The organism is Syntrophomonas zehnderi OL-4 (assembly GCF_000983115.1).
GTDB lineage: Bacteria > Bacillota > Syntrophomonadia > Syntrophomonadales > Syntrophomonadaceae > Syntrophomonas_B > Syntrophomonas_B zehnderi.
In genome coordinates this window covers 1-25,206 of record NZ_CGIH01000020.1, presented here as the reverse complement: position 1 = coordinate 25,206, position 25,206 = coordinate 1, and the positions used below count along the sequence as shown (strand labels likewise).

Sequence of the window (25,206 nt, the reverse complement as noted above, 5' to 3'; positions counted from 1 at the left end):
TTAGAATCAGTTAATCTGCAGCATTAATAGATAATTTTGTTACCCCCCAGGCCGGGGGCCACAACCCAAATAGTTTCCACAAGGTAACGTCTGCAGCGCCCGGCACTCGCCCCGACCTTGAGCGGGTTAGTTCCCGGCTGTGTAGCGGGTCGATATCAAGGCAGCTGCGTGTGGTCTGTATCTACTAAAAATCTATTTTGGACTAGAATAAGGCGTTGATTTTATCCTTTATCCAGTCGAAAAATTCATTTAGGGCACTTAATATTTTATTGGTTGTTGCCTGATTTTCATCAACGGCTTTTTTAATATCGTCCAGGTTCAGATTTATCTGATCTAGTTGTTTACTTAGCTTCTTCAAATCGAGTTGACTTATTTTTTGCATAAGTTCTGCTATCCGCTGAACCTGTTGATCAGTAAGTTCTATTCCTTGTTCCTGGGCAATCCGCTTGATCAATTCCAAAATATCTTCCGGATCTTTTATTTTTTGTTTAACTACTTCTTTTTTAACATTATTAATGAGCTCAGCCGCTTCATCGGAACCGATTTCATTGCCTAATTCGCCCGTAACTACTAATTCTTCATTAGCTGCCTTTTTCGCACTTTCATTAAGTTTTTTACCGGTGGCAGTTTCAAAGGCTTTCATAATACCGGTAAGTGCCGAAGCCCCTGATACTTGAAAAGGTGCTGCCACGATAACCTCGGCATCTTCTATGCCCGCAGTTACCAGAGCATTTTTATACATCTCCTCAGTTACCCAATAAATATTATATGTGGTTACACTTATGCCTTCCCCTTTATCTGCTGGCTTAATATATGCTGAAGAAATAGCTTTTGTACCTAATTGCTTTTCAGTGGCTACACCTTCTAAATATTGGCGCATCTCCTGGTTGGTTACCTTTATAATCTTGGCCTTGTCTGCATCGACCCCGAACAACTGCAATACCTGATTTTGCTGGCTCGTAGTCAAATCGTTGCCCAGGCTTACCACTTCCCCATATCCCGCCAAGGCAGATATGGGAGATATGGTTAATAGAAAACAACTCATTATTAATACGGAAATAAACTTTTTCATGATTGTTCCTCCTGTCAGTTCCATGCATATTAGAGGTAGGGAAACGGCCCGTAGCTAATGAAAAAGTGTTCCCGACATTCATGGCTGCCTTAATTGCGACCGCAGGGAGCATCCGTTGTGCCCGAAGGGTGCTGCCTTAATTGCGACCGCAGGGAAATTTTGAGGGGCGTATGATATATTACCGCTTTTCTAAAAAGATCCTTCATCGCCTGCGGCATCTTAGAATGCCAGCCTATTTTCTTCAGTAGCTGCGACCATTCTTGATTCAATATCCAAGCCTTGCGGACAATATAACATAATTGTAAATATACTTCTACCACGCCTTTTGCCTTGATACGGGCGAATTCTCCCTTGAACCGCTTTCTTCCTCTCCATCCTCGCAGCCTTGCTCGGAATTTGTCAAACTCAGTCTTTTCATTTCCACATATATAAAGGCAGCGGTTAACAACGCCGACAAACCGTCTGAAATAGGCGCTGTCCTCCATACCCCGTCAACTCCCCAAAAATGCGGCAATATCAGCAGCAGAGGAATAAAAATCAAGAACTGGCGGGATAGGCTAAGAACTGCGGCCTGTTTGGCCTTGCCTACGGCCTGAAAGTAAATAGAGCTGGTAATCTGAAAACCCAGCACCGGCAAGAGGGCAAAAAAGATTATCATGGCATGAACGGTCATGGCAGTAAGTGCAGTATCACCTTTACTAAACAACTCTACCAACTGAACCGGCCAAATATTAATAGCCAGGAATCCCGCTAGCGCAATGCCCGTACCAGCCAAAACCGCTATTTTCCAGGTTTCACGCACCCGTTTATATTGGCCGGCTCCATAATTAAAACCAATAATAGGTTGCGCACCCTGACTAAGACCCAATACCGGCATAAACAGCAAGGTGGATATACTCATTAAGATGCCGATGGCCGCCAGAGCCGTGTCTCCCCCATAAAACATCAAGGTCTTGTTTAGTATGAGCTGCTGGATACTGGAAGCCAATTGCATGGCAAAAGGGGCGAAACCAATCGCCATTATACTGCCCAATACGGGACGACTTGGCTTTAGGTTTTGCCAACGGATTTTAATCAAGCTTCGACCGGTAAAGAAATAGCTTAATACCCAGATAGCCGAAACTAATTGAGCCAATATAATAGCCAGTGCTGATCCTTTGATCCCCCAGTGGAATTTAAAAATGAATACATAGTTTAATGCTATACTAACTACTGCCCCCAATATCTGAGTATACATGGACATTTTGGGATTACCTTCAGCCCTGATGAAGTTGTTCATACCCATGCTAACTGAGCCAAATACCGACCCCAGCATGATTATTTGCGTAAAATCACGAGCAAAAGGAAGTACTTCTGCACTGGCTCCAAAAATAATCAAAATCGGTTCGGTAAACAACAGGAATAATACTGATAAGATTGCGGGCAAAAGGATTAACATGGTCATAGCATTTCCTGCTACCTTCTCCGCCTCATCTTTCTTTTGCTCGCCTAACTTAATCGAAATCAAAGCGGTAGCACCCACCCCGATTAATAGAGACACCGCCATTAATAAAATCATAATGGGAAAGGCAACCGTAGTCGCGGCTATGGCCAGGAATCCTATCCCCCGGCCTACAAATATCCGGGCTATAACATTATATAGTGAATTGACCAGCATGCCGACTATAGTCGGCAAGGAAAAACTCCATAACAATTTACCTACGCTTTGTTCAAGCATCTGCTCTGAACGATCCATATAAATAAAAAACTCCCTTGGACTATTGTCCACAATATTAATACAGCTAAAAAAGAAGCCTAACCCATAGTATATAGGATAGGCCTCCTGAATTACAATTATTTTATTAGGTTAATATTCCTCCGAATCAAAACACATGTTTCAGGCTTTTAATAATCACCGTAGCGGCTTCGGCTCTGGTAGCATTTTTTTTAGGCTGGAAGGTGTTGTCGGGATAGCCGCTGATAATATTCTTTTCGTGGGTCGTAACCACTGCATTTTGGGCCCAAGCGGAAACCTTATTACCATCTGCAAAAGTTTTTCCTTCCAGGGTATCTGACAGTTTGGCAGCCTTAACTATCATCACTGCCATCTGTTCCCGGGTAATAGAATCATCCGGGCCAAAGGCGTTGTCACTGTAGCCGCTAACTATTCCGTGAGCTGCTGCGGTACTTATATAATCCTTGCCCCAGTGTCCGATAGTATCGTTAAACACTTTACCGCTCTTAGTCTCCAGCTTAAATGCCTTAACAAGGATAGAAGAAAATTCTGCTCGGGTGATGGTGTTGTCCGGTTTAAAGGTACCGTCCGGATATCCTGCGATTGCTCCAGTAGCTACTAATTCGGCGATATTTTTCTCTGCCCAGTGATCCCTAATGTCGCTAAGATTTATTTGTTCACCTTTATCCCCTAATTCTCCTTTTTCAGTAACTATAACCGCAAACTTAGTAAAATGAGAAACTTCACCACTCACTACACTTTTATCCCAATCAATTTTGATATTATCTAATGGAATCCAATTATTATCTGCTTCGCCAATATAACAAATAGTCAAATCGTGTTTAGTGATATCTACCTTTGATTTATCGAAATTCAACGATATTGTTACTGGTTTACTAAAATCTCCCGACTTGTCTTTTAAGATTTCGAATACATCACTGACTAATTTGCTACCTTGAGCAATAGGTAAGGTTTCAGGTTCAAGCAGTTTTTCTATAGTAACTTTAATTTTATCTTTGGTAGCATTTGCAGGAATAATAATAGTAACACCTGTTTCACTTATCCTTCCACCGCTAGTAGAAATAGTTTCATCAGCTACTGGAATCTTAGCACCACCTCCGCCAACTATTTTTTCTTTTTCCGCACTTGCAGTTTTGTAATTTACAACAATATCCTTTTCTAGCGGAACACTACTATTGCTTACTAAATCTTTTCTAATATAAAGTTTATATTCTGTATCAGGCTTTAACCCATTAACGGGCTTTATCTTAATTAATCTTTTGGCCTCAGTATACTGAGGATTACCGTTGACCCTATTAGTATATGGTATTACCTCATCCCCACCACTATTTAACAAATCAACATAGATAGGCACTCTTTGCCCTGCTTCATACAATGTAAAACAATCTGCATTTTTATCAATAGCACCTATATATTGCAATTCCTCAGCTGCACTGCTATTTTTAAAATAGTTTACGTTCTTTGTAAATACAAGCCCTAATTCGCTTGTACTAGAAAGAATCTCCTTTGCCGCTTGTCCCTCCAGATATCCAACTGCAGTAAAACCCACCAGATCAAAAGGATTCTTACTTTCATCATTTATTATTTGATTGCGATCCTTAATTACATATTGTTGTTTTTGGTTATTGTTAATAGTTATAGTCAATGTTTGTCCTACTACAGAGGAAATGGGTATATTAAATCCCGTCTTAAAATACCCATTACCATCAGTTTTTACGGGGCCATAAAAAATATTTCTGCCATTAATATCAGCTTCAATGAAGGTGCTTGTAGCAGGCACCCCAATCCCTTGGTTATCAACCTTTCCAAAAACCATTAAGGAGGAGCCAGGGATATAATTTCCCTTAGCTCCGTTTGTGGTAAAAGTGACATCAACCGCAGCAAATGCTGGACTTAGAGTTCCCAAACTAAGAGCAATGGATATAACTATCGCAAATAAAAAGCCCCATTTTTTTTGGCCACTAATAATATTAATCATTTCTCATACCTCCACGATTTTGCTGCTTATTTTTCTATTTGATAAGTGATATGAGTAGGTAATGCTTTAGCAAATTTTTTTTCTTTATCCCAGGTATATATATCTACATATAAAATACCTGCTGCATCATCAGGAAGTGTAAATTCTGTAGAGACACTACCAACAGCGGCTACAGCACCATCTTTATTTAAGAGTGAAAGCGGTTTTTCCACACTTGTTAATATGTCTCCACCGTAGGTTGCCCTTGCACCCATACCATGCCTTACTACAATATAAATATTGGCAGTTTCGTAAATATCATGTTCCTCGAAATTAGGAATATTATTAATAAACTCTGCATTTAAATTATACGTTTGCCCAGCTTTTAACTCACTTGCTTTTTTACCGTCTTTCATCACACTAACAATCGGGACATCAAAACTATTAGTTAGAAAACTCATAGCGGTAATTCCCTTTAAATTTTTACCACTAGTTCCTTTAACCTCTTTAGCTACGGAAATAATATGTTCAGTTCCGTCTAGTAATTTATCTTTTGGTTTGATTGTCAGTAAAGTATTGTTTTGTGAAAAACTTGTAGTCACATCAATCTTTTTATTAGCAAAGCCTGTTAATTTAACCGGATCAGTTAGTTTATTAAAGGATATAACATCGATAGGTTCAGTAAACTTAATAATAAGGGTTGGTTTTGTATCGATGTTATATGCCATCCCATCAGCAAGGGGTGCTGGTGTGACAAATATTGCTGAAATTCCCTGTTCTCCACCGGTTCCTGCTACAATTTCAATATCCTTCTTCTTAATGCCATCAATTAATACGCTTACAGTTATTACTCCGTTATCAGTTGCTTTAATAGTTACAGAATTGTTTGTTTCACTTTCGATGCTACCTGTGCCTGTAACTTCCCAAGTCACCTTTGCTGCTAAGTCATGTCCAGTCAAAGTAATTACTGCGGTTTCATCTATATCAATGACTTTCTTATTTGCATTTAATGATATTAGATGAACATTTCCAAGTGCTTGCAAGTAAGGGGGAGAAGCTTCGTCTTCCATAGCCCATACTCTTTCAAAATCCCATTCTACAGGTATAGTTACTATTTCTTTTGTAATAGGTGATTTATATTGGTATGGTCCTTCAGTTTTATATAATGCCTTATTATTCATTTGCTCAGATGTAAATGCTTTAATGTTATCAACAGGCCAATTTGGATCAGGCCAAGCAAATTCGCTATTCTTAGGTAATTTAACGTTAGAGTCAATTTTCGCAATAGCAATATCTACTCCGGCTGTATCTTTATCAAAAATACAATTCAAAAAGCGAATAGGGCTATAATAACTTCTGCGGGCGATTCCAGCAAAACCACCAGCAGTCCCTTCTATAGAAGTACTTACTTTACTAGTAGTGTAACAATTAATCGCATTAGCTGAATCCATTTCCCCAGCAAATCCACCCACATACTGGAACCCGCTAACATCACCAGTAGCATAACAATCCATAATAGTCGAACTGTCAAATCCATTATGACCTACAAAACCACCTGATTTACTATCACCAAATAAATCAGTAGCCATTACATTACCGGTAGCATAGCATCTTTTAATCATAGGTTCTTTTTCTGATTCAATCATACAGCTAATATTTGCATTTGAACCTACAAAACCACCGCCGCCTTTACGGGCAACTACATTGCCAGTAGCATAACAGTCAGTAACGGAAGCTGCTATGTATGCTTCACCTACAAAACCACCTGCTGCACTAGTTCCATTGTTGGGCCAGTAACCAGTACCCTCGACATTACCTGTAGCGTAGCAATTAGATATATAAGCTCCTCCGCTTGCTAGCCCCGTAAAACCGCCTACTATATATTGAGCAGTTGCATCCCCTGTAGCAAAGCAATTTGTATATTTAATATTATATGTATTTTTTGTCCCTCCACTAACACCAACAAATCCTCCTGTATTACTAAAACCTTCAACTGATGCAGAACTGCTACAATTGGATATCATAGTAGGACCATTACCGGCTGCACCGCCAAGAAATCCTCCAACTGCAACATTACCTTTTACTTGACCACCATAAACATGACAATTTTCAACAGTTGACGCCAGATAAATGCTTCCAATTAATCCACCTATTTCATCAGCTTTTTTGCGTCCATCTTGATAAATATCGCATATAATTTCGGTATTCGTTACACTACAACCTTTAATTTCGTTATTATCAAATACTTGTCCTACTAATCCCCCTATTGCTATAGGATGGGCGATATAATTAGGATCCTCCTTATACACACCATATACTTTTGAATCTAAAACATGACAATTTTTTATTTTTGATACTTCACTTATTCCAAACATGGCGGCCGTACATTGCCTACCATATGAGGTAATATTTTTAACTATACAATTCTCAGCAGAAGAATAGTATAGAGACCCAAATACCCCAATTCCCGACAATGATCTATCGCCAAAATCAGAAGGCTTTTCCAGTTGGGCTCCATCTACTATTAAATCTGTTATGCGTCCACTAGTAATAAGGCTAAAAGCTCCACCCCTAATACCATCTTGAACAGTAATATTAGATAGTGTTTTCCCATTTCCATTAAAATTGCCTACAAAGTAGTAAATAGGGCTCCAATCTGCATCAGTTAAATCAAAAGAATCCATTAGCTTATAATGTAATGCTGATACATGAGGAATAGCTTTTAATTGTTCTAAGGTATTTATTTCTATAGGGTTTTCGACACAAGTTCCATGGGCACTCATTCCGCTTATTACTGGGTAACCTGAGGCATATTCACTTTCTATTGTCCATATCTTATCAAAATCAAAGCCTTCATAAGAATCACGGTTTTTTATATCCATAGAAGAATTTTTTCTTACATTATTTACGCCATTAGGTTCCACCAGATTAGCTCTATTTTTTTCATCATATTCTATATTAGTAACTCCTGTTCGACCTCGTTCTACAAACGAACTGATATAGTAACAATTAGAATAATTTCCGCCTTTATCTAAACCTACAAAAGCACCTCGGTTAGCAGCTTCTTCTACACCGTATGGTCTGCTGGCAGTATAGCTAGTAATAATAGCAGCATTTTGATCTACTTCACCTACAAAACCGCCTGTCGAGCTAGCACCAGTAATAGGTCCACCTAAAGAAAAACTATTACTAATTTCTCCTCTTTTTAAATATCCAATAACTCCTCCAACTCTACTTTCTGCACTGGTCTCATTTTGCGCAGTTACAGTAGCAGCTGCTGCTGCCCTATCTAATGTACCATTTGTCATCTGTCCTACAATCCCGCCTACTTGGCTTTTCCCCATAATATTTCCGCTTACAGCAACAAATGAAATATTGCCAGTATTAGTTCCTACTAACCCTCCAACATTTGTTTTACCATTAATAACAGCATTTTCCACCAAACAATTTTCTATTGTCCCATCATTAGATCCAGCCAAAACCCCTGCATGTTCTGTATCTGCGGCATTTATAATAGCATCTCCGCGTCTATTTCCGAATTTATCACTGGGAAAGAAAAAACCCGGCGAAAAGAACGTCGGGTAAGTAATAGAGACAAGCCTAGGGAAGTAGACTTGCCTCTTAATAGCATCCTTTGGTATGGCTTCTCCTTTCCACAATGGGAGGCATGCTAGTTTCCTAACGTACCCAATGACTTTAGAACCATGGAATTATACTTTAGGCCCTTAAGTTCGGAAAAAATATTTATATTTATTATTCTATTTTGTAAAATTATACTCCTATATGAAAATAGGTGCAATATAGGAAATCATTTCTGAATATTTTGAATTATATATAACTTAAGCCGCCGCCAATTAATACTCCTTTAATTGAGTCTTGGATAAGGTAATCCAGGCAGCCTCCTGGTCAACTACTGCAGGAGTAACCAATAAAACTGATTTACCACCCAGAAGAACGGGCTTTACCGTTTCGCCAAGCCGTACCATTTCTTTTTTCTTGAGGATATGGCCTGTTTCCAAACTTTTAACTAAATCCACCCGGATACTTGTCTGAGATTTGGTCAAGATTTCACTCACACTGGCCACTTCGTTTTCAGGTTTTATTTTAAGTTTACCTCGGAAACGGCCATCATTACCGCTGAGTCTTAGACCGGCACCAGCCAGTGCTCCGATAATGCCATCTCCGGTACCGCCATGTTCAGATAAGTGGATGTTAAGTTCCTCTGCCAATTCATAAGCGTAATCCTTGGTAAGCACTTCTTGTTTGGCAGAATAACCAAAAGCAATGAGCCAGCCGGGGCGGATCAGGCGGTCAATTTCCACTACACAGAGTCCGGGATCGGAACCCGGGGCTCTTTCCTTCTCCAGGAAATAACTAGCATATTCGATGAGCTGCCTCAACCTGGCGGGATCAATATCAGCCGCAAAACACATCGAACTGTTATGGGAAGTATAGGGAACATCCGGGTGTACCAATAATTGATGCCGGGTAACCGGTTCGCTCTTACCCCAACCCCTTTTTTTAATGTCCTCGGCCAACATAGAAGCCAGTTCCCCTGTTCCCCATTTAACGTCAATGTTATCGGTATCGTCAATGGAAACAAGTATTTTCATTTTGGTTACCTCCCTGAAATGTAGTTAAGTAAGAACCCTTAAGCAATCGATGAAAAATCTCTTCGAGAACTACTGTTATAAGCTTCGTTTAATAAAAAAGGTTACCGCTAATAATATTAAAAAACCGTGTGAATCGCATTTATTTCCAAACTACCCTCATGCCCGCAGGACACAACCGCCTATGCAAATGGTTACGTGATTCAAAACGTCCAGATATCGTTCCATGTAATCTGTCTGATCTGTGAATCTATTTTCTAACTAATCCATTATCAGTTTTTCGATACTCTCATACCTTCGCTACTCAGTATTTTTTGTACGGTTGCATCGTTTAAATCCAGGCGAAAGAATTCCTTATAAAAGTATTTAGTCTCAACCACCATATCGATATCGGTAAATTTATCAGGATACAGGGTTTGGGCTGTCCAAATTACCGCCAGTGGAGTCTCTAGAGAAGAAAAATGACCCCATCGGGAAATACCATTAGGCAGGGCCAGAACCCGCATACTTTTAACTGCCTGCAGAGACCGCCAGTGCTCGTGGTTCATAATATATTCCACTACATTAGGATCGTTAACTAAAATATATTCCGGATCCCAGAGCAATATCTGTTCCAGACTGGCATAGTATTTACCTTCAAATAGTTTCAGTTCCTGGTCTAAGGCTACGTTTTTAGCTCCGGCTGCCTGTATCCAATCGGCCGGCAATGTTCCCCGGGTAACAGTGCGGGTAGCTTCATTGACCGAATGGTAAACCCGAATGCGATCTTTTTCAGGTATAGCTGCTATTTTTTCTTCTACCCGCTCCAGGCACCGCTGGTAATATTGATTATACTTCTGGGCCTGGTTGGCGGTACCCAATGCCTTAGCAATCATAGTCATAGCCGCTTGTTGTTCTTTCATATTATTAAACTCAATAACCAGGAATGGAATACCACTTTTATTCATTTTGTCTACTTCAGCCTGGTTGTGGGCGGTATCACTCTTTACGAAAGCTATATCCGGTTCACATTTGGCCAGTTCTTCAATGTTGATGACCCCACTGTTTTTAGGTACGGGAACTTTTTTGATATGCGGGTACATCTCCACCAGCAGTAAATCCCTCTGCATACCTCCTACTCCAGCTACGATTTTATCTCCCTGTCCGAACAGAGCCAGGGCGTGGCCAGATTCCGGGCAGAGACAGGCAATCCGCTGCGGATGGGCGGGAATGGTGACATTTCTACCGATACAATCTGTAATGGTAATAGTTTTGCTAGGTTCACTCACTTTAGCTGGTTGATCCGCTTTATGCTCATTACTGCACCCGGCTGTTAAGCCGCTTAGGGCTAAAAGTAAATTTAAAATAATGATTAATGAGATATTTTTCCGTTGTGTTTTCATAATACACTCCTTCCCTGTTTATCTTCATGCCTGGAATCAGTCGTACTAATAGCAATAATCTGTTTGATTTCCTGGTTTACATCCACCGGAAACGATACCACCCGGGTATTAACATAATACAACTGCTTTAGGTTCTCTTCAGAGAGGACTTCGCTGGGACTTCCCAGCGCCAGAAAGTTCATATTGCTCATCAAAGCTACCCTGGTTATAAGTCCACTATTTTCAAAATAAAAGCAATGGTTAGGGAAATGTGTGGCCATCAGGATTGTCAAACCCTGTTCCCGTACCAGCTCCACTACCTTTTCCATAATCACCAATTCATGTTTGAAATCTAAATGGGCTGTAGGTTCATCCATAACAATAACCGGAGTTCTCTGTGCCAGAGCCCGGGCTACCATTACCAGTTGTACTTCCCCGCCACTTAACTGGGTATAACGGCGATCTTTCAAGTGGGTTATACCTACCGTTGCCAATGCTTCTTCGGCAATAGCCAAATCTTCTTCCCCCGGTCGATCAAACATGCCGATATAAGCTGCCCGTCCCATAAGTACCACATCCAACACCCGATAAGGAAAGGTTTTTTCATGGTTTTGAGGTACATAAGCTACCTGCCGGGCAATCTGCTCCGGGCGAATTCGGCTGATATTACTGTCATTTAGTAATATTTCCCCCTTCAGTGGTTTTAAATGACCCAGGATACAATCCAGGAGTGTGGTTTTGCCACAACCATTAGGACCTAACAGACAAAAAAGTTCACCAGACTCAATACTGAAATTAATATTCTGGAAAAGGGGAATGCCATTATAGCCAAATTCAACTCCCCGAGCCTCAATTAAAGCCATGGCCTACCATCCTCCCCCTTTAGTTATTTTCAAGAGATAGACAAAAAAGGGCGCTCCTACCAAGGCAGTAAGAATCCCCAATGGTATTTCCGAGCCGGTCAGCATTCGTCCCAGATTATCTACTAGGATAAGAAAACAGGCCCCCAGGGATAAACTGGTAGGTATCAATATCCGGTTGTCATTACCCACTAGCATACGACCTATATGAGGCATGACCAACCCTACCCAGCCGATGATACCGCTTACGCAAACAGCTCCGGCGGTTGCCAGGGTAGCACAGGCAATAACAATACCTTTATTAATAACCGGGTTGATGCCCAGGGATTGGGCTTCTTTATCCCCCATGGACATTACATTAATTCTCCATCTAATGGCCAGTAATCCCGAAATGCCAATTAACATCGGAATTCCGGCTATGGAAATATCCTGATATCGGGCCGATGCCAAACTGCCCATAAGCCAAAAGACAATGGCCGGTAACTGATCCATAGGATCAGCAACATATTTGGTTAGGGATATGAGCGCAGAAAAAACCGACGATACAATAACCCCGCCCAGAACCAGCATAATAGTAGGAGTAGCATTATATACCTGGGCAATAAGATAACTTAATACCACCGCCAGGATACCGAAAGCAAAGGCAAAAATATAGGTGGGGGCAGTAGCGTTAAATAATATGATGGCCAAAGCTGCACCGAATCCTGCCCCGGAACTGACCCCCAAAATACCTGAATTTACCAGGGGATTACGAAATATTCCCTGGAAAGCAGCACCGCTTACAGCCAAGCAACCGCCCACCATAGCCCCTAGAATAGCACGGGGCAAGCGGATGTCCCATACTATGGTCTGACATATTTCAGGCAGGCTGCAGGGAGTCCCGGATATTTTGCACCACAATATGTAGATAACATCGGAGATTGATACCGGATACCGGCCCAAAAAAAGGGATACAAAAATAAAGGCCAGGGGCGCAACTACCAACAACAGGTAGGTTAATCTCCTTTTATGTGTATTATCCTCTAGATAATTGCCGTTCATAGGAAACACCTGTGTATGGGTATAAAGCTAACCAGTTGTAAAATGAAACTGCTATATTTTATCATGCCTTTACTGCTTACCATTTTTTCTATAAATTACATAAACCAGTGCGAGAGCAATAATAATAGCTGCGACAATTCCTATAATACCCCTATTGCTGATTTCTTTTGAACTGGTAATGCTTCCTGTCAGCTTAGTTGCGTTTTTTTCACTATCTTTTGCTTTCGATTCTGCTACCTGTTCCGGGTTTTTGCCCGGCTTCTCATTCCTTGCTAGCTCGCTGTCCGGGGCTTTCGGTTCATATGAATCGCCAGTAGTACTTTTTGTAACCGTATCTTTACTGGTGAATGCTGGCAAGTTTTCCTCAGTTGCTAGAACACCTTCAGTAGTAAAACTTAACGTAGTCTCTTTCCCCAATTTTACTCCGCTTTTTGATTCCAACTGGGGGGCTACCTTTACCGTATATCTAGTACCTGTTTTCAGTTCCTGTAGAGGCTTAACTTCTATGTCCCGTCTTTTATCAAATTCTATCTGATCATCTGCCATTAGTACTTCGATAGGTACTTGTTTGCCATTTTGAGAATACATGGTAAAACATTTACTGTTATTATCCCGAACCGTCATATAAACCACGTTCTTGCTGAAAGTCATTTTTATCTTCACTGGCAAAGCTACATCTTTTTGGCCATCAAGCGGATTTGAGCTAACCAGAGCTAAGAACTCGTTTTTACCTCCTCCGCTGCCATCACCCTGCCCTGCTAGTACTGGGATGGCCAGGATAACAGAGCATAAAAACACCAGTGTAGTAATCAACGTTTTTCTAAAAATGTTTTTAATTTTGCATCCTGTCAATTCCAAATCTCCCCCTAATAATAATGCTACCGGAGCTATTCTTGCCTGAATTATGGATAAGGTAATTTAATCTTTACTATCCCCCTCACCTTATTAAAGGCCAAAATAATACCCGGCAAAAAGTATTAGCCGGGCTTTAATATGCCTTTTTTTTACTCCTTTCCACATCAGGAGGCTCGCCCGTTTCTCGGCGTACACTAACCCTGATATAAACTTTAGGCGTGCAGGCTCGAAGTTATAATTGTTTAGTCAAATTAACTGCAAGTATTCGACACGTAAATAATATTTCCTGCAAATGAATAAGTCTGTTTGCCTTTCAGGGTTCTCATGACCTTTTCTAGTCTGTTTGGAAACGATTCCTCCAGTTTTTTAGAGATTAGTACTTAAACCAGTATTTTTCCAGATACATACATTTGAATAAAGCAAAGAGGACGCAGGTACTTGAGTTTTAACTAATTTATTAGATGCCTTTTGGGGGAATTTCACAGTGGATGACAAAATATATGATTCAGTTAGGTATGAAGACAGGGTAATTAAGCAGAAAATAGAATTTTTATATATAATGTGTATATGGTATTTTCACTGTTTAACATCTGTGATAAAAAATGATAGTAAGTAGGATGAACGATGACACTTCAACAATTAAGATACATTATAAAAATAGTTGAATGCGGTTCAATTTCCGAAGCCGCCAAACAGCTTTTTATCTCCCAGCCAAGCCTTTCAAATGCCGTCAAAGAGTTGGAAGCCGAACTGGGCCTGGAGATATTTTACCGAACCCCCAAAGGGATTTCTTTATCTGTGGATGGAACGGAATTTCTATCCTATGCGCGCCAGGTTATAGAACAGGTTGAACTTCTGGAACAGCGCTATCTGGGTAAAAAGCCTACCAAACAGCTCTGCTCGGTTTCAACGCAACATTACGCTTTCGCTGTCAACGCCTTTGTCAATCTCCTTAAGGCATTGGATGTGGATGAGTACACATTTACGCTTCGGGAGACTAGAACCTTTGAAATAATTGAAGACGTTAAGAATCTTCGGAGCGAGATAGGCATTATTTACTTCAGTGATTTTAATAAACAAGTGCTAAATAAGCTCTTAAAGGAAAATCATCTACACTTTAACCCTCTTTTTGAAGCTGATCCACATGTTTTTATCAGTTCGGCTCATCCGCTGGCTAGGGAAAAATCAGTGACTCTGGAAGATTTGGACGGTTTTCCTTTCCTGGCATTTGAGCAAGGCGAAAATAACTCGTTTTACTTTTCAGAGGAGATTTTAAGTACCGCTCCCCACAAGAAAACCATTTATGTCAGCGATCGCGCAACGCTTTTTAATCTGCTGATCGGCCTGAATGGATATACGATTTGCACTGGTGTTCTAAACAGCGATTTAAACGGCGACAACATAATTTCCGTGCCTTTGGAGACGGAAGAAAAAATGCTGGTGGGCTGGATAGCAAATGAGAAAGCCCATTTAAGTGCGATTGCCTCGGATTATATTGTAGAGTTGAAGCGCTTGATTTTTGAATACGGTTACACTGTCTTGTCATAAGCCTGCCCGAATAGGAAAGGCCCCTTAGGTTACGCTGCCAGCAGAGTGCTAATGGCTGCGTAAATTCTCTGGGCAATATAGGGATTGTTCATCGTATATAAATGTATTCCATCCACGTCCTGGGCTATCAGGTCAACAATTTGATCAACCGCATAGGCAATTCCCGCATCACGCATGGCTACAGGATTGTTCTCATATTTCTCCATCATGGTTATAAACTTTTTAGGTAGCTTTACGCCGCACAGCGATACCATCCTTTCAATTTGTTTTTTGTTTACGACCGGCATAATTCCCGCTTGAATCGGTACGTTTATACCTGCGATACTGGCCCGTTCCCGAAATGCATAAAAGTAGCTGTTGTCGAAAAAAAGCTGGGTAATCAGCTGATCGGTTCCGGCATCCACCTTCGTTTTTAGATTGCGTATGTCATCAATAAGACTGGGACATTCACTGTGCCCCTCTGGATAACACGCGCCGATTATATTAAAGTCACCGTTTTGCTTGATGAATGAAATTAAGTCGCTGGCATACCTGAAATCCTGCTTGGGGGGAAATTCGGAGCTCACATCACCGCGCAGGGCCAAAATATTCTCGATGCCTGCTTTTTTTAAGCCTTCCAGCATAAACAGCACTTCACTTTTTGTGAGATTGATGCAGGGAAGATGCGCAACACTCTCGATACCGTAATGGTTTTTAATAGCTGATGCGATTTCCAGGGTTGCATCGTTATTTTCACTTCCGCCTGCTCCATAAGTAACACTGATGAATTCTGGATTTAAGCCTTTTAACTCATCGAGGGTATGGTAAATCGTGTCAATAGGGGCTGTTCGCTTGGGCGGAAAAATTTCCAGCGACAGCACTTTTTTGTATTTAAAGATTGCAGATGTTTTCATTGTGCAAACTCCTCCTGATTTCTTGGGCAGCAGCCACGAGGTTATTCAGGCTCGCAACCGTTTCCGCATTTCCTCTCGTTTTTAGCCCGCAGTCCGGATTTACCCAGAGATTTTCCTGGGGGATTTTTTCAAGCATCCTTGAAAGTGCTGCCTTGATTTCTTCGGTACTGGGAATCCTCGGCGAATGGATATCATAGACACCCGGCCCCACCTTGGTTTTAAAGGCGCACTGATTCAATACATCAATAATTGCTAGATCTGAACGGGAAGCCTCGAAGGTGATAACATCAGCGTCCATATTATCAATATCCCTGATAATATCGCTGAATTCGCTGTAGCACATATGGGTATGAATTTGAGTCTGTGCCTTAACACCACTGTGAACAAGCCTGAATGCAGGAATTGCCCAGTCCAGGTATTCACGATGCCAATCACTTTTTCGCAGCGGAAGCTTTTCCCGAAGTGCTGCCTCGTCAATTTGGATTATTTTAATGCCGTTGGCTTCAAGATCAAGCACCTCGTCCCGAAGAGCAAGTGCGATCTGAAAGGCGCAATCTTGCAAAGAAATGTCCTCACGGGGGAACGACCAGTTTAAAATCGTGACGGGTCCGGTAAGCATACCCTTCATGTGTTTCGTGGTAAGCGATTGAGCATATACGCTATAATCAACCGTCATGGGTTGGGAGCGGGAAATATCCCCCCATATAATTGGCGGTTTAACACACCTGGTTCCGTAAGATTGCACCCAGGCTTTTTCTGTAAAAAGGAATCCCGCAAGGCATTCGCCGAAATACTCAACCATGTCGTTACGCTCAAATTCACCATGAACAAGCACGTCAAGTCCGATTTTCTCCTGCAGTGCAACACATTCGGCTATTTTTTCTTTGTTAAATTTAATGTACTGAGTTAAATTAATTTTGCCGTTTTTAAAATTTGCACGGTTCGCTTTGACCTCTGCCGTCTGCGGGAATGAACCGATGGTTGTAGTTGGCAGCAAGGGAAGATCAAGCATCGCCTGCTGGATTTTCTCACGTTCATTAAATGCAGGCTGTCTGATGAAATCATCCGGGGAAAGTGAGGAAACTGCAGATTGCACAGAGGCGTTTGGACAGAACCTGCTGGCCTGAAAGAGCCTGCTGTTTTCAATATATTCAGAAACCTTGACCGGGACTTCGCTTGAGCTTATCCTTTTTAGCTCAGCCAGTTCAGTCAATTTTTCCTCCGCAAAGGAAAAATATTTTTTATATTCATCAGACAGGGAACTTTCATTTTTTAAAGTATACGGTACGTGCAGCAGCGAACAGGAGGTACCCAAAACAATATCAGGGACAGATTTACCCAATTCTGCGAGGATATGCAACGTATGCTCATAGTGGTTTCGCCAGATATTTTTGCCATTGACCAAACCGGCAAAAAGGGTTTTGTCGGCAGGAAACCCAAAGCGTTGAACCAATTCCAGGGTTTTTTTACCTTCAATAAAATCTAATCCTATACCATCAAAAGGCAGAGCGATAACCTCCTGGTAACAGTCGCGTATATCGCCGAAATAGGTTTGCAAAAGCACCTTGCTACCGCCTTTTGCCAAAAGGATTTCACTGTAAACTCTAATTAACAGAGCAATGTCATCCGCGGTCAAGTCCATAACCAGCGCGGGTTCGTCAAATTGTATCCATTCCACACCTAAATCATTAAATTTTATAAGAATCTTTGAGTATGCTTCGATAATATCTGTAATGAAATCAGCCAATGTTTTACGGCCGGTGAATTTTGTGAGTTTTATAAAGCTAAAAGCTCCGATCATAACCGGTTTGGTCACAATCCCCAGATTCTTCGCTTCCAGGAATTCATCAAACGGCTTCGTTCCCGCCAACGTAATTTCCGTATCATCCTCAATCTCCGGCACTATATAATGGTAATTTGTATTAAACCACTTTTTCATGGCCAAAGCCTTTACGTCTCCGTTTACACCTTGATAACCTCTCGCCATGGCAAAATACTCAGTTAGAGGTTCAAGCCGTAAATCGCGGTACCGTTTGGGAACTACATTAAGCAGAACCGCGGTATCCAGCATATTGTCGTAAAAAGAAAAATCGTTGGACGGTATGAAATCAATCCCATTTTCAAACTGAGCTTGCCAATGTGCATTTCTAAGTAGGGTAGCCGTTTCTTGAAGCTGCGCTGCCGATAAAACCCCTTCAAAATACTTCTCGGTTGCGAATTTTAATTCCCGCGAATTTCCTACCCTCGGGTAACCAATAACTGACGTTCTCATGATAGCTTTCACCTTCCAATTATAATGGCAACAATATACCATGACATCTTAGCCATAGCATAATATGTGTTTTATATGTCTTACCATAGTTATTTACTATAGCTATGCAAGGCACCTTAATTATAGCCATATTGAATTAGCAATTACCGTCTGTTATAACGGCCGGCAAGACATATTTAAATTATTGAAATATTGAAACGGCTAAATCGCCGCAATTTTAAGCAAAAATCATCCATAAATAAAATATCCATATATGTATGATAAGCTGGAATAATATTTGGTTAATTGATATACTCAGGGTAAGTGTTTCAAATATACAAAAAGGAGGGATTATGGTAGTTCTTGTCGTATCACCAACCTTTTTTCATGCTTAGTTCGCACTAGTAGTTGAAGTAAAAGGAGGATGATTAGATGGAAGAGAAGGGCAAACTGTTTTATGGCTGGTGGATTGTAGTCGCATCTTTCTTTCTCATGTTTGCTGGCGTTGGTATTCTGATCAATACTTATGGGGTATTGTTCGGTGCCATCATTTCCGACATGGGATTTTCACGTGGCGGTTTGGGACTGTATTTCACCTTGATGGCCCTAGCCCTAATGGTCGCATCGCCAATCCTGGGAAAAATTCTTGTCAAATACAATGCCCAGGTTGTAATTACTGTCTGTCTGATAGTATCGGGGCTTGGATTTATGGCCTTCTCTCAAGCAACCCAATTGTGGCACTTTTATTTAATTGCAATAATTGTAGGCTTGTTTGGGGCAGGAACTTCGACATTGCCGGCGTCCATGTTGCTTACCAACTGGTTCAATGAAAAACGCGGTTTGGCCATGGGCATTGCTTTTACCGGCAGTGGCATAGGCGGTATGGTTTGTAATCCGTTAGCACAATATGTAATAAACAATTATAGCTGGCAAATGTCTTATGTAGTTCTGGGGATAATATTCCTGGCGGTTACATTACCATTTGCCTTATTCGTTATTAAACTGTTTCCCTCGCTTAAAGGACTTGCGCCCCTCGGTTCAACTGGGTCTGAAGACGATCAGGCAGCTTCAGTGCAGGGGCTAACCACTAAGGAGGCCTCCTCAAATGCTTTGTTCTGGCTGCTTGGGTTCGCCTTCTTTACCGTCTTGCTACTTCAGGTCGGTATACAAAACAACATTCCTATCTTCATGCAGGATCTAGGCCACTCTGCCACATTTGCAGCTTCCGTCATGGCAGTCTATATGGGACTCCTGGTAATAGGTAAGATGTTCCTGGGAACATTCCTGGATAAATTCGGACCTAAAGTTGGAGTAACCTTCTGTCTGGCATTAATGATCGCTGCACTGTTCTTCTTTATCAACGGGCAGCCCCTGATCATGGTAGGACTATTTGTACTGGCCTTTGCCTTCGGTTCTCCTATTACTACCGTATATCCCTCCTACGTAATCGGACACCTGTTTGGCAACCTTGATTATGGCACCATTTATGGAATCATGAATATCTTTATTACTTTGGGACTGGCGTTTGCCATGCCCATAACCGGTGCTGTATATGACAAATTCGGCACTATGGTTCCGGTCTGGTATGGCTTTATGGCAGTAGCCTTGGTCGCACTTGGATTGTTCTATTTCATTCTGAGTCGCCAACCCAAGCTTGAGGAACAGTGGCATAGTTAACCCGAAACTGAATCACTTCCCTTCAATATAAGGTAGCTTGCCTGCAGGGGGTGCGTACCGCACCCCCTAACCTCTATCAGCTCAGCAAAATATAATTCTTCACTTCTTTTAGCCTTTGGACGGTATTGTTTTTGTTCCCAGGTTATAAAAGCGGACGGTAAAAAATATAATAATTTTTTTTGCAAAAATCTAACCTGACTGGGGTTGGGACTTATTTAATGCCTATCTTGACCTTTTTATTTTGTTCGTTCATCCTTACATTCGAAGACTACTGCCCGCTCAGGCGGTTTGCGTAAATGGATTGCAGATTATTGGCTCATAAACTTTTTTCGCGCCAAATGCAATCCCCTTGACATTGCATTGACAACTTGAAAACTAACAGGAGGCTTAAGCGCTAGGCTGAAACCCCCTGTCAGTTTTATTGACTCTGTCTGGCTGGGACATGAGTTCCGGTTGATCATACGGGTTAAAAAAATGGGCCAAGGCTTATGTATGGCTTACGGTATCCGAAGCTATTTAGCATCAGGTTGGTATGTTTTTTAATTTATTGCATCTATCAAAACCGATACCGAAACGCCGTTGCTGATTTCTGATTAGTTGATGGCCCCCTCATAGAATCAGAAACTCTTGGCAATTTCCTGGGCCTTAGTCATTATGCTGGCAATTATAGCTTCATGATCCTGCCCCGCCACATCCATGTTGTCTGCGGCTATGGTAGTTATATCTGTTATTCCCAAAAAATTTAAGATCGCTCTTAGATATCTATCCCCCATTTCCCAGGCAACAAGTTCGCCTTCGGAAAAATTTCCGCCTCTTGAGGTAATATTCACTGCTTTTTTACCATTACACAGCCCTACCGGCCCTTCGGCTGTGTATTTAAAGGTAATATTGGCAACACTTATGTAATCGATATAAGCCTTCAATATTGCAGGAATTCCCAGATTCCATATTGGCTCCGCAAATACATATTTATCTGCCTCCACAAACTGGTAGGCATATTTGAGGACGGGATGGTTTCTTCCTTCGCCTGGCTCTACCCAATGCATCATGACTCCTTCTTCTGTTAGAAAACCAATACCTTCCTTATATAAATCCAGGGTGATAATTAAATCATCAGGGTTATGCTCCCTATAGACTTCAATAAACTTATCCGATATTCTTAAGGTTTTTGATGTTCCTTGAGGTTTTGGGTTGGCTTTGATATAGAGTACTGTACTCAATTGTATCTGCCCCTTTCTAATTTCATTTATGATAAAATGCTAACATTGCAGTATCTATTGAGCAAGTAGGTACTATTTAGTGCTGTAGTTTCTAAAAAGATACTGTAAGAACTAAAAAAATCAACAAATAGCATTGTAGTCCTTAGTACACTGGGAAATAGCAAAATTTGCTGGGGATTTTTAAATAACAACAAATCTATGTTCCTGTTCCCCTTTAAGCTGTTTCCACTTAGGAATTCAACATATTCTCCGATTAGTTGTATGAATAACTGCGATATTGTGATAAAATACAAGCATTACAGTATCATTTAGGTAAGTAGGTGCAATTTTGTGCCGTAGTATCTAAAAGGGTACTTAAAATGAGGCGATATAATGACAAGTAATAAAGAAATACATGAAACATGCTTTATGAAAGAAAAATGTTTGAAGTATGAAACCTGCCCAATGGTTTTGGTTCAAAATCTTCTCTCCGGCAAGAGAAAAATATTGATTTTATGGTACTTAAATTACGAGACATTAAGATTTAATGAACTTAGAAAAAAACTGCCCGATGTAACTCAAAAAATGCTCACGCAACAATTAAGGAGCTTAGAGGCAGATGGCTTGATATATCGAAACATATATCCAGTAACTCCTCCAAAAGTTGAGTATGGATTAACCGAATTAGGCAGGAAAATTATCCCCATATTAGAGATGATGCACGGCTTCGGTGCAGATTATTTAGAAAAAGCCGAATTATCGTCCCCCGTTCAAGAAAAATAACGTTTGAGTATTCCAGGATGCCAACAACCATGTACCTCTGACATCCCATGATTCATAGTACCCGCAACTTCAGGTGTTAGGGCAGCAGATCGGTTTATCCGCTAGATAAGTCCTCCAATGCTGAGGAAAAGAAGGGACGGCCGTTTTGCTTAACGAGGCGGCTAAAAATTCTAAACCCCTGCAAAACCGCATTCTTACGGATATCGCAAGGGTTTTCTAATTCATAGATTATAGCTAATCTACTATAAAATGATACAAGCGCAAGACGGTATGTGCGTTTTTTCAAGGGGCATGCATAACAATATTTCTCCTAATACCGTTATTAAATCAGGATCAGAGAATATCAAAGGTTAGTTAGCTACGCTTTTTTCGACTCAAACGAAAAAATGAAGAAATAAATCCCGAATGTTGTTCTGGCGCATCACTAACGTCATTGTTGACTAACCGCAACAGGATGTCCTCTAAACTGCTCTCCTGTATACCAAAGGATAATACTTTCGCATTACTTGCTAAGGCCTCCTGCAGAATGCGAGGCCGTTGTTCTTCACTCTTAATAGCATTAATATACAGCCTGTCTCCTTTCGCTTCTATATGATTAATCCCGGGAAGCTTTCGCAAATTTTCAACTACCTGTGGATCTGTTTCAGCCAAGGTAAGCTCGATATTAATGCTATCGCTTGCAGTACTGCGTAAATGTTCAATAGTATCCATAGCTACCAAATGACCGTGATCGAAAATCCCTACTTGATCGCAAATCGCTTCAACTTCCGGCAGAACGTGGGATGACATTAGCACTGTTACTTCCTGTTCTTGACGCAACCTCAGAATCAATTCCCTCATATTCTTAGCACCAAGTGGATCTAACCCCAGGGTAGGCTCATCCAAAAAAAGAACTTGGGGTTCTGAAAGCAACGCCTGGGCGAGACCTAGACGATGCCGCATTCCTCTCGAATAACCTCCCACCAGGGCATTCTTTTTATTTAATAGCCCCACGAGCCCTAACACATAGTCAATGCGCCGGTTCTGGTCGTTAATAGGAACATCCAACAGACGGGATATATAACGTAGGGTTTCCAATGTGGTCATCCTGGTATAGAAAGATGGATTTTCTGCTACATAGCCTATGTGTGATCGCACCATCATGGGATCTTTAACCACATCATATCCAGATACTATGGCAGTTCCGCTGTCTGGACGGATTAGACTGACCATCATTTTAAATGTTGTGGTTTTGCCTGCCCCGTTTAGTCCCAGCAAGCCAAAAGAACTGCCCTTTTTAACCTGAAAACTCACATTGTCTACTGCTTTAAGGTCGCCGTAACATTTCGTTAATCCTTTAGCATCAACTGCGAATTCATTCATAACGCTTCCTCCTAATTCTTAAAGGCAACGTTTTGCCGTTCAAAAATAATACTAGCGACAAATAGCACTATAAAAGTCATAATCAGCAGGGATACACAGGTAAGCAGGGCATCAGCAGGGAAGGAGAGTGCGAATTTTTGGTATTTAGAGAAAACACTTAAAAAGAATTTTATAACAATAGGCAGTCCGACAAAGCTGTCAATATTCAATAGCAGTCCGACTTGTCTGAGGAATTCTCCCCCCAGAGGATGCGCAGGAGCCATAAATATTAATGCGCAAAGTGCGGTGGTGGCCGTTGTCGGTGCAAACATAGATATAAATGTGGTGATGGCTATGAATAATAGCGACACACAGGTGACAATGGCTACAAACGTCATCCATTGGCTGAAAGCAGGCATGGGAAGCTGCCAACGGTACTGAGATATTCCTGAAAACTGTGCCCAGAAATAAGCTACAATCAATTCAACAACCAGCAATGGCACAACCATTACGACAAAAGCCATGTATTTGCCTAATAACAATGAACGGCGAGGTAATGGTTTGGAGAGAACAAGTTCCATCGTGCCTTTTTCTTTTTCGCCCACAACGGCGTCCATGGCAGTAAGAATGCCTATCATTGGGCATAGAACCGCAAACAATTCGAAGAAGGGATCCAACACATTCTTGGAATTTGCGGTAGGCCCAACTTCCGTATAAAGAGCCATTAATATCGCCCCAAAGATAAACATCAGCAAAAAAATCGTTTTATAATTACGCAAGTTCTCCTGTAGTTCCCGTTTCATAACCACTAACGTCTTCAATATTTGTCATCTCCATTTCATAAGAACGAATTAACAATTCCTGCATTCAAGGGATACCGTTGTAATTAGAATTGAAGCATACCCGTTTCATTGCAACTATTTAAGGGTCAGCCTCTTTAAAAAAAGATAGAGGTAATCTAGAAAAAAACGCATAGGGAATCTGCTTAGCAAAACGGATCAAAATATCTGGTATTAGCAAACAGTGTAGTCCGGGATGAAAGAAAGAGAAAAATCTGCCCAATATGTAAACGAGTTGCCTTCTTCCCTCCTCCGTTTAATTCTATGGCCGGGTTCATGTTCTATCGTCCTCTTCCAGGACTTCTTTGACTAATTCACCCAGCCACTTCTTGCTTTCGTTTAGAACCTGACGACCCTTTTCGGTGATTTGATAATAAATGCGAATTCTACCTTCTACATTTACTTTTTCCGAGATTAATAATCCGTCTTCCTCCATCTGGTGTAAAACCGGATATACGGTACCAGCTCCTACTCTGTAACCATGCCTTCTTAACTCCTCAATCATCTCAACTCCATAAATAGGTTCCAAAGAAGCATGATGCAGAATATGAAGACGAACGAAACCTGAAAGCATATTCTTAATCATATTTATCTCTTCCGATATTGGTTTTCGATATTGGAAATTGATATTAGTATACAAGATAAAGAAAATGGCAGTCAAGTATTATTTTTCTAGTGTCAGGGGGACGGTTCTTTTGTCACCCAGAGTGTCAAAAGAACCGTCCGAGATCACTGAAAAAGCAACCCTTTTAAGCCGCCCTGGCGGCTACCCACAGCCCATCAGGTAGGTTAATCTGTAACCGGCAGGATAAAAACCTCAAAATAAACGAAGATAACCCTTTTGAAGCGGATACCAGTTTGGCTATCCGCTTTAAGTTTACCGCCAGGGCTGTTAGTTTGGCCTGAATGCGGATGCTGTAACCGTCAAGTAGTTTTGAACAAAAAACGTTAAATAATTTTGGACACCTAATTGTTACCAAAAATGGTTTGACGATGCTTCAGACGATAGCTGTCGCCAGTTAGATGAATAACCTCGCTTTTGTGGATTAAACGATCCAAAATAGCGGTTGTAATGGCCGGATCACCCAGAATATCACCCCATTCTTCCGGGCCTTTGTTGGATGTGATGATAATGGAGGTCTGCCCGTAAAGCTGGTTGATCAATTGAAAAAAGAGATTTGCTT

19 protein-coding genes, 1 pseudogene and 1 riboswitch are annotated in these 25,206 nt (G+C 41.1%); of the genes and pseudogenes, 3 read left to right on the top strand and 17 right to left on the bottom strand.

Annotation, left to right across the window (positions count from 1 at the left end; genetic code table 11):
- Window positions 1-202: 202 nt before the first annotated feature.
- The 9 genes from AAV90_RS05565 to AAV90_RS05525 all read right to left on the bottom strand — a co-directional run bounded on the left by AAV90_RS05565 (window position 203) and on the right by AAV90_RS05525 (window position 13,494).
- Window positions 203-1,072 carry a DUF1002 domain-containing protein gene (locus AAV90_RS05565; protein WP_046496488.1) on the bottom strand — a complete coding sequence of 290 codons (870 nt, stop codon included), beginning with the start codon at window positions 1,070-1,072 and terminating at the stop codon, window positions 203-205.
- 313 nt (window positions 1,073-1,385) lie between these two features.
- Complete coding sequence (locus AAV90_RS05560) at window positions 1,386-2,807, bottom strand: MATE family efflux transporter (protein ID WP_084691485.1); 1,422 nt, start codon at window positions 2,805-2,807, stop codon at window positions 1,386-1,388.
- Window positions 2,808-2,934: 127 nt separating this feature from the next.
- Window positions 2,935-4,785, bottom strand: coding sequence for an S-layer homology domain-containing protein (locus tag AAV90_RS05555; RefSeq protein ID WP_046496486.1), 1,851 nt, complete (start codon window positions 4,783-4,785; stop codon window positions 2,935-2,937).
- 26 nt (window positions 4,786-4,811) lie between these two features.
- Window positions 4,812-8,423, bottom strand: a complete 3,612-nt coding sequence (locus tag AAV90_RS05550) for a GLUG motif-containing protein (RefSeq protein ID WP_046496484.1) — start codon at window positions 8,421-8,423, stop codon at window positions 4,812-4,814.
- A riboswitch (molybdenum cofactor riboswitch) is annotated at window positions 8,395-8,513 on the bottom strand. It overlaps the preceding gene by 29 nt.
- Window positions 8,514-8,618: 105 nt before the next feature.
- Window positions 8,619-9,377: a hypothetical protein gene (locus AAV90_RS05545; RefSeq protein ID WP_046496481.1), complete on the bottom strand. Its 759-nt coding sequence runs from the start codon at window positions 9,375-9,377 to the stop codon at window positions 8,619-8,621.
- A 269-nt stretch (window positions 9,378-9,646) separates the two neighbouring features.
- Window positions 9,647-10,756, bottom strand: a complete 1,110-nt coding sequence (locus AAV90_RS05540; protein WP_046496479.1) for an ABC transporter substrate-binding protein — start codon at window positions 10,754-10,756, stop codon at window positions 9,647-9,649.
- The gene (locus tag AAV90_RS05535) at window positions 10,753-11,598 is read right to left on the bottom strand and encodes an ABC transporter ATP-binding protein (RefSeq protein ID WP_046496476.1); all 846 of its coding nucleotides are present in this window, start codon (window positions 11,596-11,598) and stop codon (window positions 10,753-10,755) included. The genes AAV90_RS05540 and AAV90_RS05535 overlap by 4 nt, the downstream gene beginning before the upstream one ends.
- 3 nt (window positions 11,599-11,601) lie before the next feature.
- Window positions 11,602-12,636, bottom strand: coding sequence for a FecCD family ABC transporter permease (locus tag AAV90_RS05530; protein WP_046496474.1), 1,035 nt, complete (start codon window positions 12,634-12,636; stop codon window positions 11,602-11,604).
- A 69-nt stretch (window positions 12,637-12,705) separates the two neighbouring features.
- Complete coding sequence (locus AAV90_RS05525; RefSeq protein WP_198142821.1) at window positions 12,706-13,494, bottom strand: Ig-like domain-containing domain; 789 nt, start codon at window positions 13,492-13,494, stop codon at window positions 12,706-12,708.
- 621 nt (window positions 13,495-14,115) lie between these two features.
- Between AAV90_RS05525 and AAV90_RS05520 the strand changes: the two genes are divergently transcribed.
- Window positions 14,116-15,039: a LysR family transcriptional regulator gene (locus tag AAV90_RS05520; RefSeq protein ID WP_046496471.1), complete on the top strand. Its 924-nt coding sequence runs from the start codon at window positions 14,116-14,118 to the stop codon at window positions 15,037-15,039.
- A 29-nt stretch (window positions 15,040-15,068) separates the two neighbouring features.
- Here the strand turns inward: AAV90_RS05520 and metF are convergent, their stop codons facing one another.
- Together metF and metE are read right to left on the bottom strand one after the other, a co-directional pair.
- Window positions 15,069-15,932 (bottom strand): methylenetetrahydrofolate reductase [NAD(P)H], encoded by an 864-nt coding sequence (metF, locus tag AAV90_RS05515; RefSeq protein WP_046496469.1) that lies wholly within the window; start codon window positions 15,930-15,932, stop codon window positions 15,069-15,071.
- Window positions 15,910-18,204 carry a 5-methyltetrahydropteroyltriglutamate--homocysteine S-methyltransferase gene (metE, locus tag AAV90_RS05510; protein ID WP_046496467.1) on the bottom strand — a complete coding sequence of 765 codons (2,295 nt, stop codon included), beginning with the start codon at window positions 18,202-18,204 and terminating at the stop codon, window positions 15,910-15,912. Before metE ends, metF begins: the two co-directional genes overlap by 23 nt.
- A gap of 411 nt (window positions 18,205-18,615) precedes the next feature.
- Between metE and AAV90_RS05505 the strand changes: the two genes are divergently transcribed.
- Entirely contained in the window at window positions 18,616-19,860 is a 1,245-nt protein-coding gene (locus tag AAV90_RS05505; protein WP_046496465.1) for an MFS transporter, read from the top strand.
- A gap of 617 nt (window positions 19,861-20,477) precedes the next feature.
- On the opposite strand, the gene AAV90_RS05495 is transcribed toward AAV90_RS05505, so the two are convergent.
- Complete coding sequence (locus tag AAV90_RS05495) at window positions 20,478-21,080, bottom strand: FMN-dependent NADH-azoreductase (RefSeq protein ID WP_046496460.1); 603 nt, start codon at window positions 21,078-21,080, stop codon at window positions 20,478-20,480.
- 372 nt (window positions 21,081-21,452) lie between these two features.
- On the opposite strand from AAV90_RS05495, the gene AAV90_RS05490 reads away from it, so the two are divergent.
- Window positions 21,453-21,842 carry a winged helix-turn-helix transcriptional regulator gene (locus AAV90_RS05490; RefSeq protein ID WP_046496458.1) on the top strand — a complete coding sequence of 130 codons (390 nt, stop codon included), beginning with the start codon at window positions 21,453-21,455 and terminating at the stop codon, window positions 21,840-21,842.
- 354 nt (window positions 21,843-22,196) lie between these two features.
- On the opposite strand, the gene AAV90_RS05485 is transcribed toward AAV90_RS05490, so the two are convergent.
- The 5 genes and pseudogenes from AAV90_RS05485 to AAV90_RS05470 form a co-directional block, all read right to left on the bottom strand.
- Window positions 22,197-23,204, bottom strand: a complete 1,008-nt coding sequence (locus AAV90_RS05485) for an ABC transporter ATP-binding protein (RefSeq protein ID WP_052729614.1) — start codon at window positions 23,202-23,204, stop codon at window positions 22,197-22,199.
- Window positions 23,205-23,215: 11 nt separating this feature from the next.
- Window positions 23,216-24,004 carry an ABC transporter permease gene (locus AAV90_RS05480; protein ID WP_046496456.1) on the bottom strand — a complete coding sequence of 263 codons (789 nt, stop codon included), beginning with the start codon at window positions 24,002-24,004 and terminating at the stop codon, window positions 23,216-23,218.
- 292 nt (window positions 24,005-24,296) lie between these two features.
- Window positions 24,297-24,608 carry a PadR family transcriptional regulator gene (locus AAV90_RS05475; RefSeq protein WP_046496454.1) on the bottom strand — a complete coding sequence of 104 codons (312 nt, stop codon included), beginning with the start codon at window positions 24,606-24,608 and terminating at the stop codon, window positions 24,297-24,299.
- A 163-nt stretch (window positions 24,609-24,771) separates the two neighbouring features.
- Window positions 24,772-24,939 (bottom strand): annotated as a pseudogene (locus AAV90_RS14430) (IS5/IS1182 family transposase); the annotation flags it as partial.
- A gap of 49 nt (window positions 24,940-24,988) precedes the next feature.
- Window positions 24,989-25,206, bottom strand: a 218-nt coding sequence (locus AAV90_RS05470; RefSeq protein WP_046496452.1) for an ATP-binding protein, incomplete at its 5' end; no start/stop codon positions are given.

Coding starts and splice junctions, on each gene's coding strand:
- AAV90_RS05505 (WP_046496465.1), top strand. CDS start 18,616: ATGGAAGAGAAGGGCAAACTGTTTTATGGCTGGTGGATTGTAGTCGCA.
- AAV90_RS05540 (WP_046496479.1), bottom strand. CDS start 10,756: ATGAAAACACAACGGAAAAATATCTCATTAATCATTATTTTAAATTTA.
- AAV90_RS05545 (WP_046496481.1), bottom strand. CDS start 9,377: ATGAAAATACTTGTTTCCATTGACGATACCGATAACATTGACGTTAAA.
- AAV90_RS05520 (WP_046496471.1), top strand. CDS start 14,116: ATGACACTTCAACAATTAAGATACATTATAAAAATAGTTGAATGCGGT.
- AAV90_RS05535 (WP_046496476.1), bottom strand. CDS start 11,598: ATGGCTTTAATTGAGGCTCGGGGAGTTGAATTTGGCTATAATGGCATT.
- AAV90_RS05490 (WP_046496458.1), top strand. CDS start 21,453: ATGACAAGTAATAAAGAAATACATGAAACATGCTTTATGAAAGAAAAA.
- metF (WP_046496469.1), bottom strand. CDS start 15,932: ATGAAAACATCTGCAATCTTTAAATACAAAAAAGTGCTGTCGCTGGAA.
- AAV90_RS05530 (WP_046496474.1), bottom strand. CDS start 12,636: ATGAACGGCAATTATCTAGAGGATAATACACATAAAAGGAGATTAACC.
- AAV90_RS05475 (WP_046496454.1), bottom strand. CDS start 24,608: ATGATTAAGAATATGCTTTCAGGTTTCGTTCGTCTTCATATTCTGCAT.
- metE (WP_046496467.1), bottom strand. CDS start 18,204: ATGAGAACGTCAGTTATTGGTTACCCGAGGGTAGGAAATTCGCGGGAA.
- AAV90_RS05555 (WP_046496486.1), bottom strand. CDS start 4,785: ATGATTAATATTATTAGTGGCCAAAAAAAATGGGGCTTTTTATTTGCG.
- AAV90_RS05560 (WP_084691485.1), bottom strand. CDS start 2,807: ATGGATCGTTCAGAGCAGATGCTTGAACAAAGCGTAGGTAAATTGTTA.
- AAV90_RS05565 (WP_046496488.1), bottom strand. CDS start 1,072: ATGAAAAAGTTTATTTCCGTATTAATAATGAGTTGTTTTCTATTAACC.
- AAV90_RS05485 (WP_052729614.1), bottom strand. CDS start 23,204: ATGAATGAATTCGCAGTTGATGCTAAAGGATTAACGAAATGTTACGGC.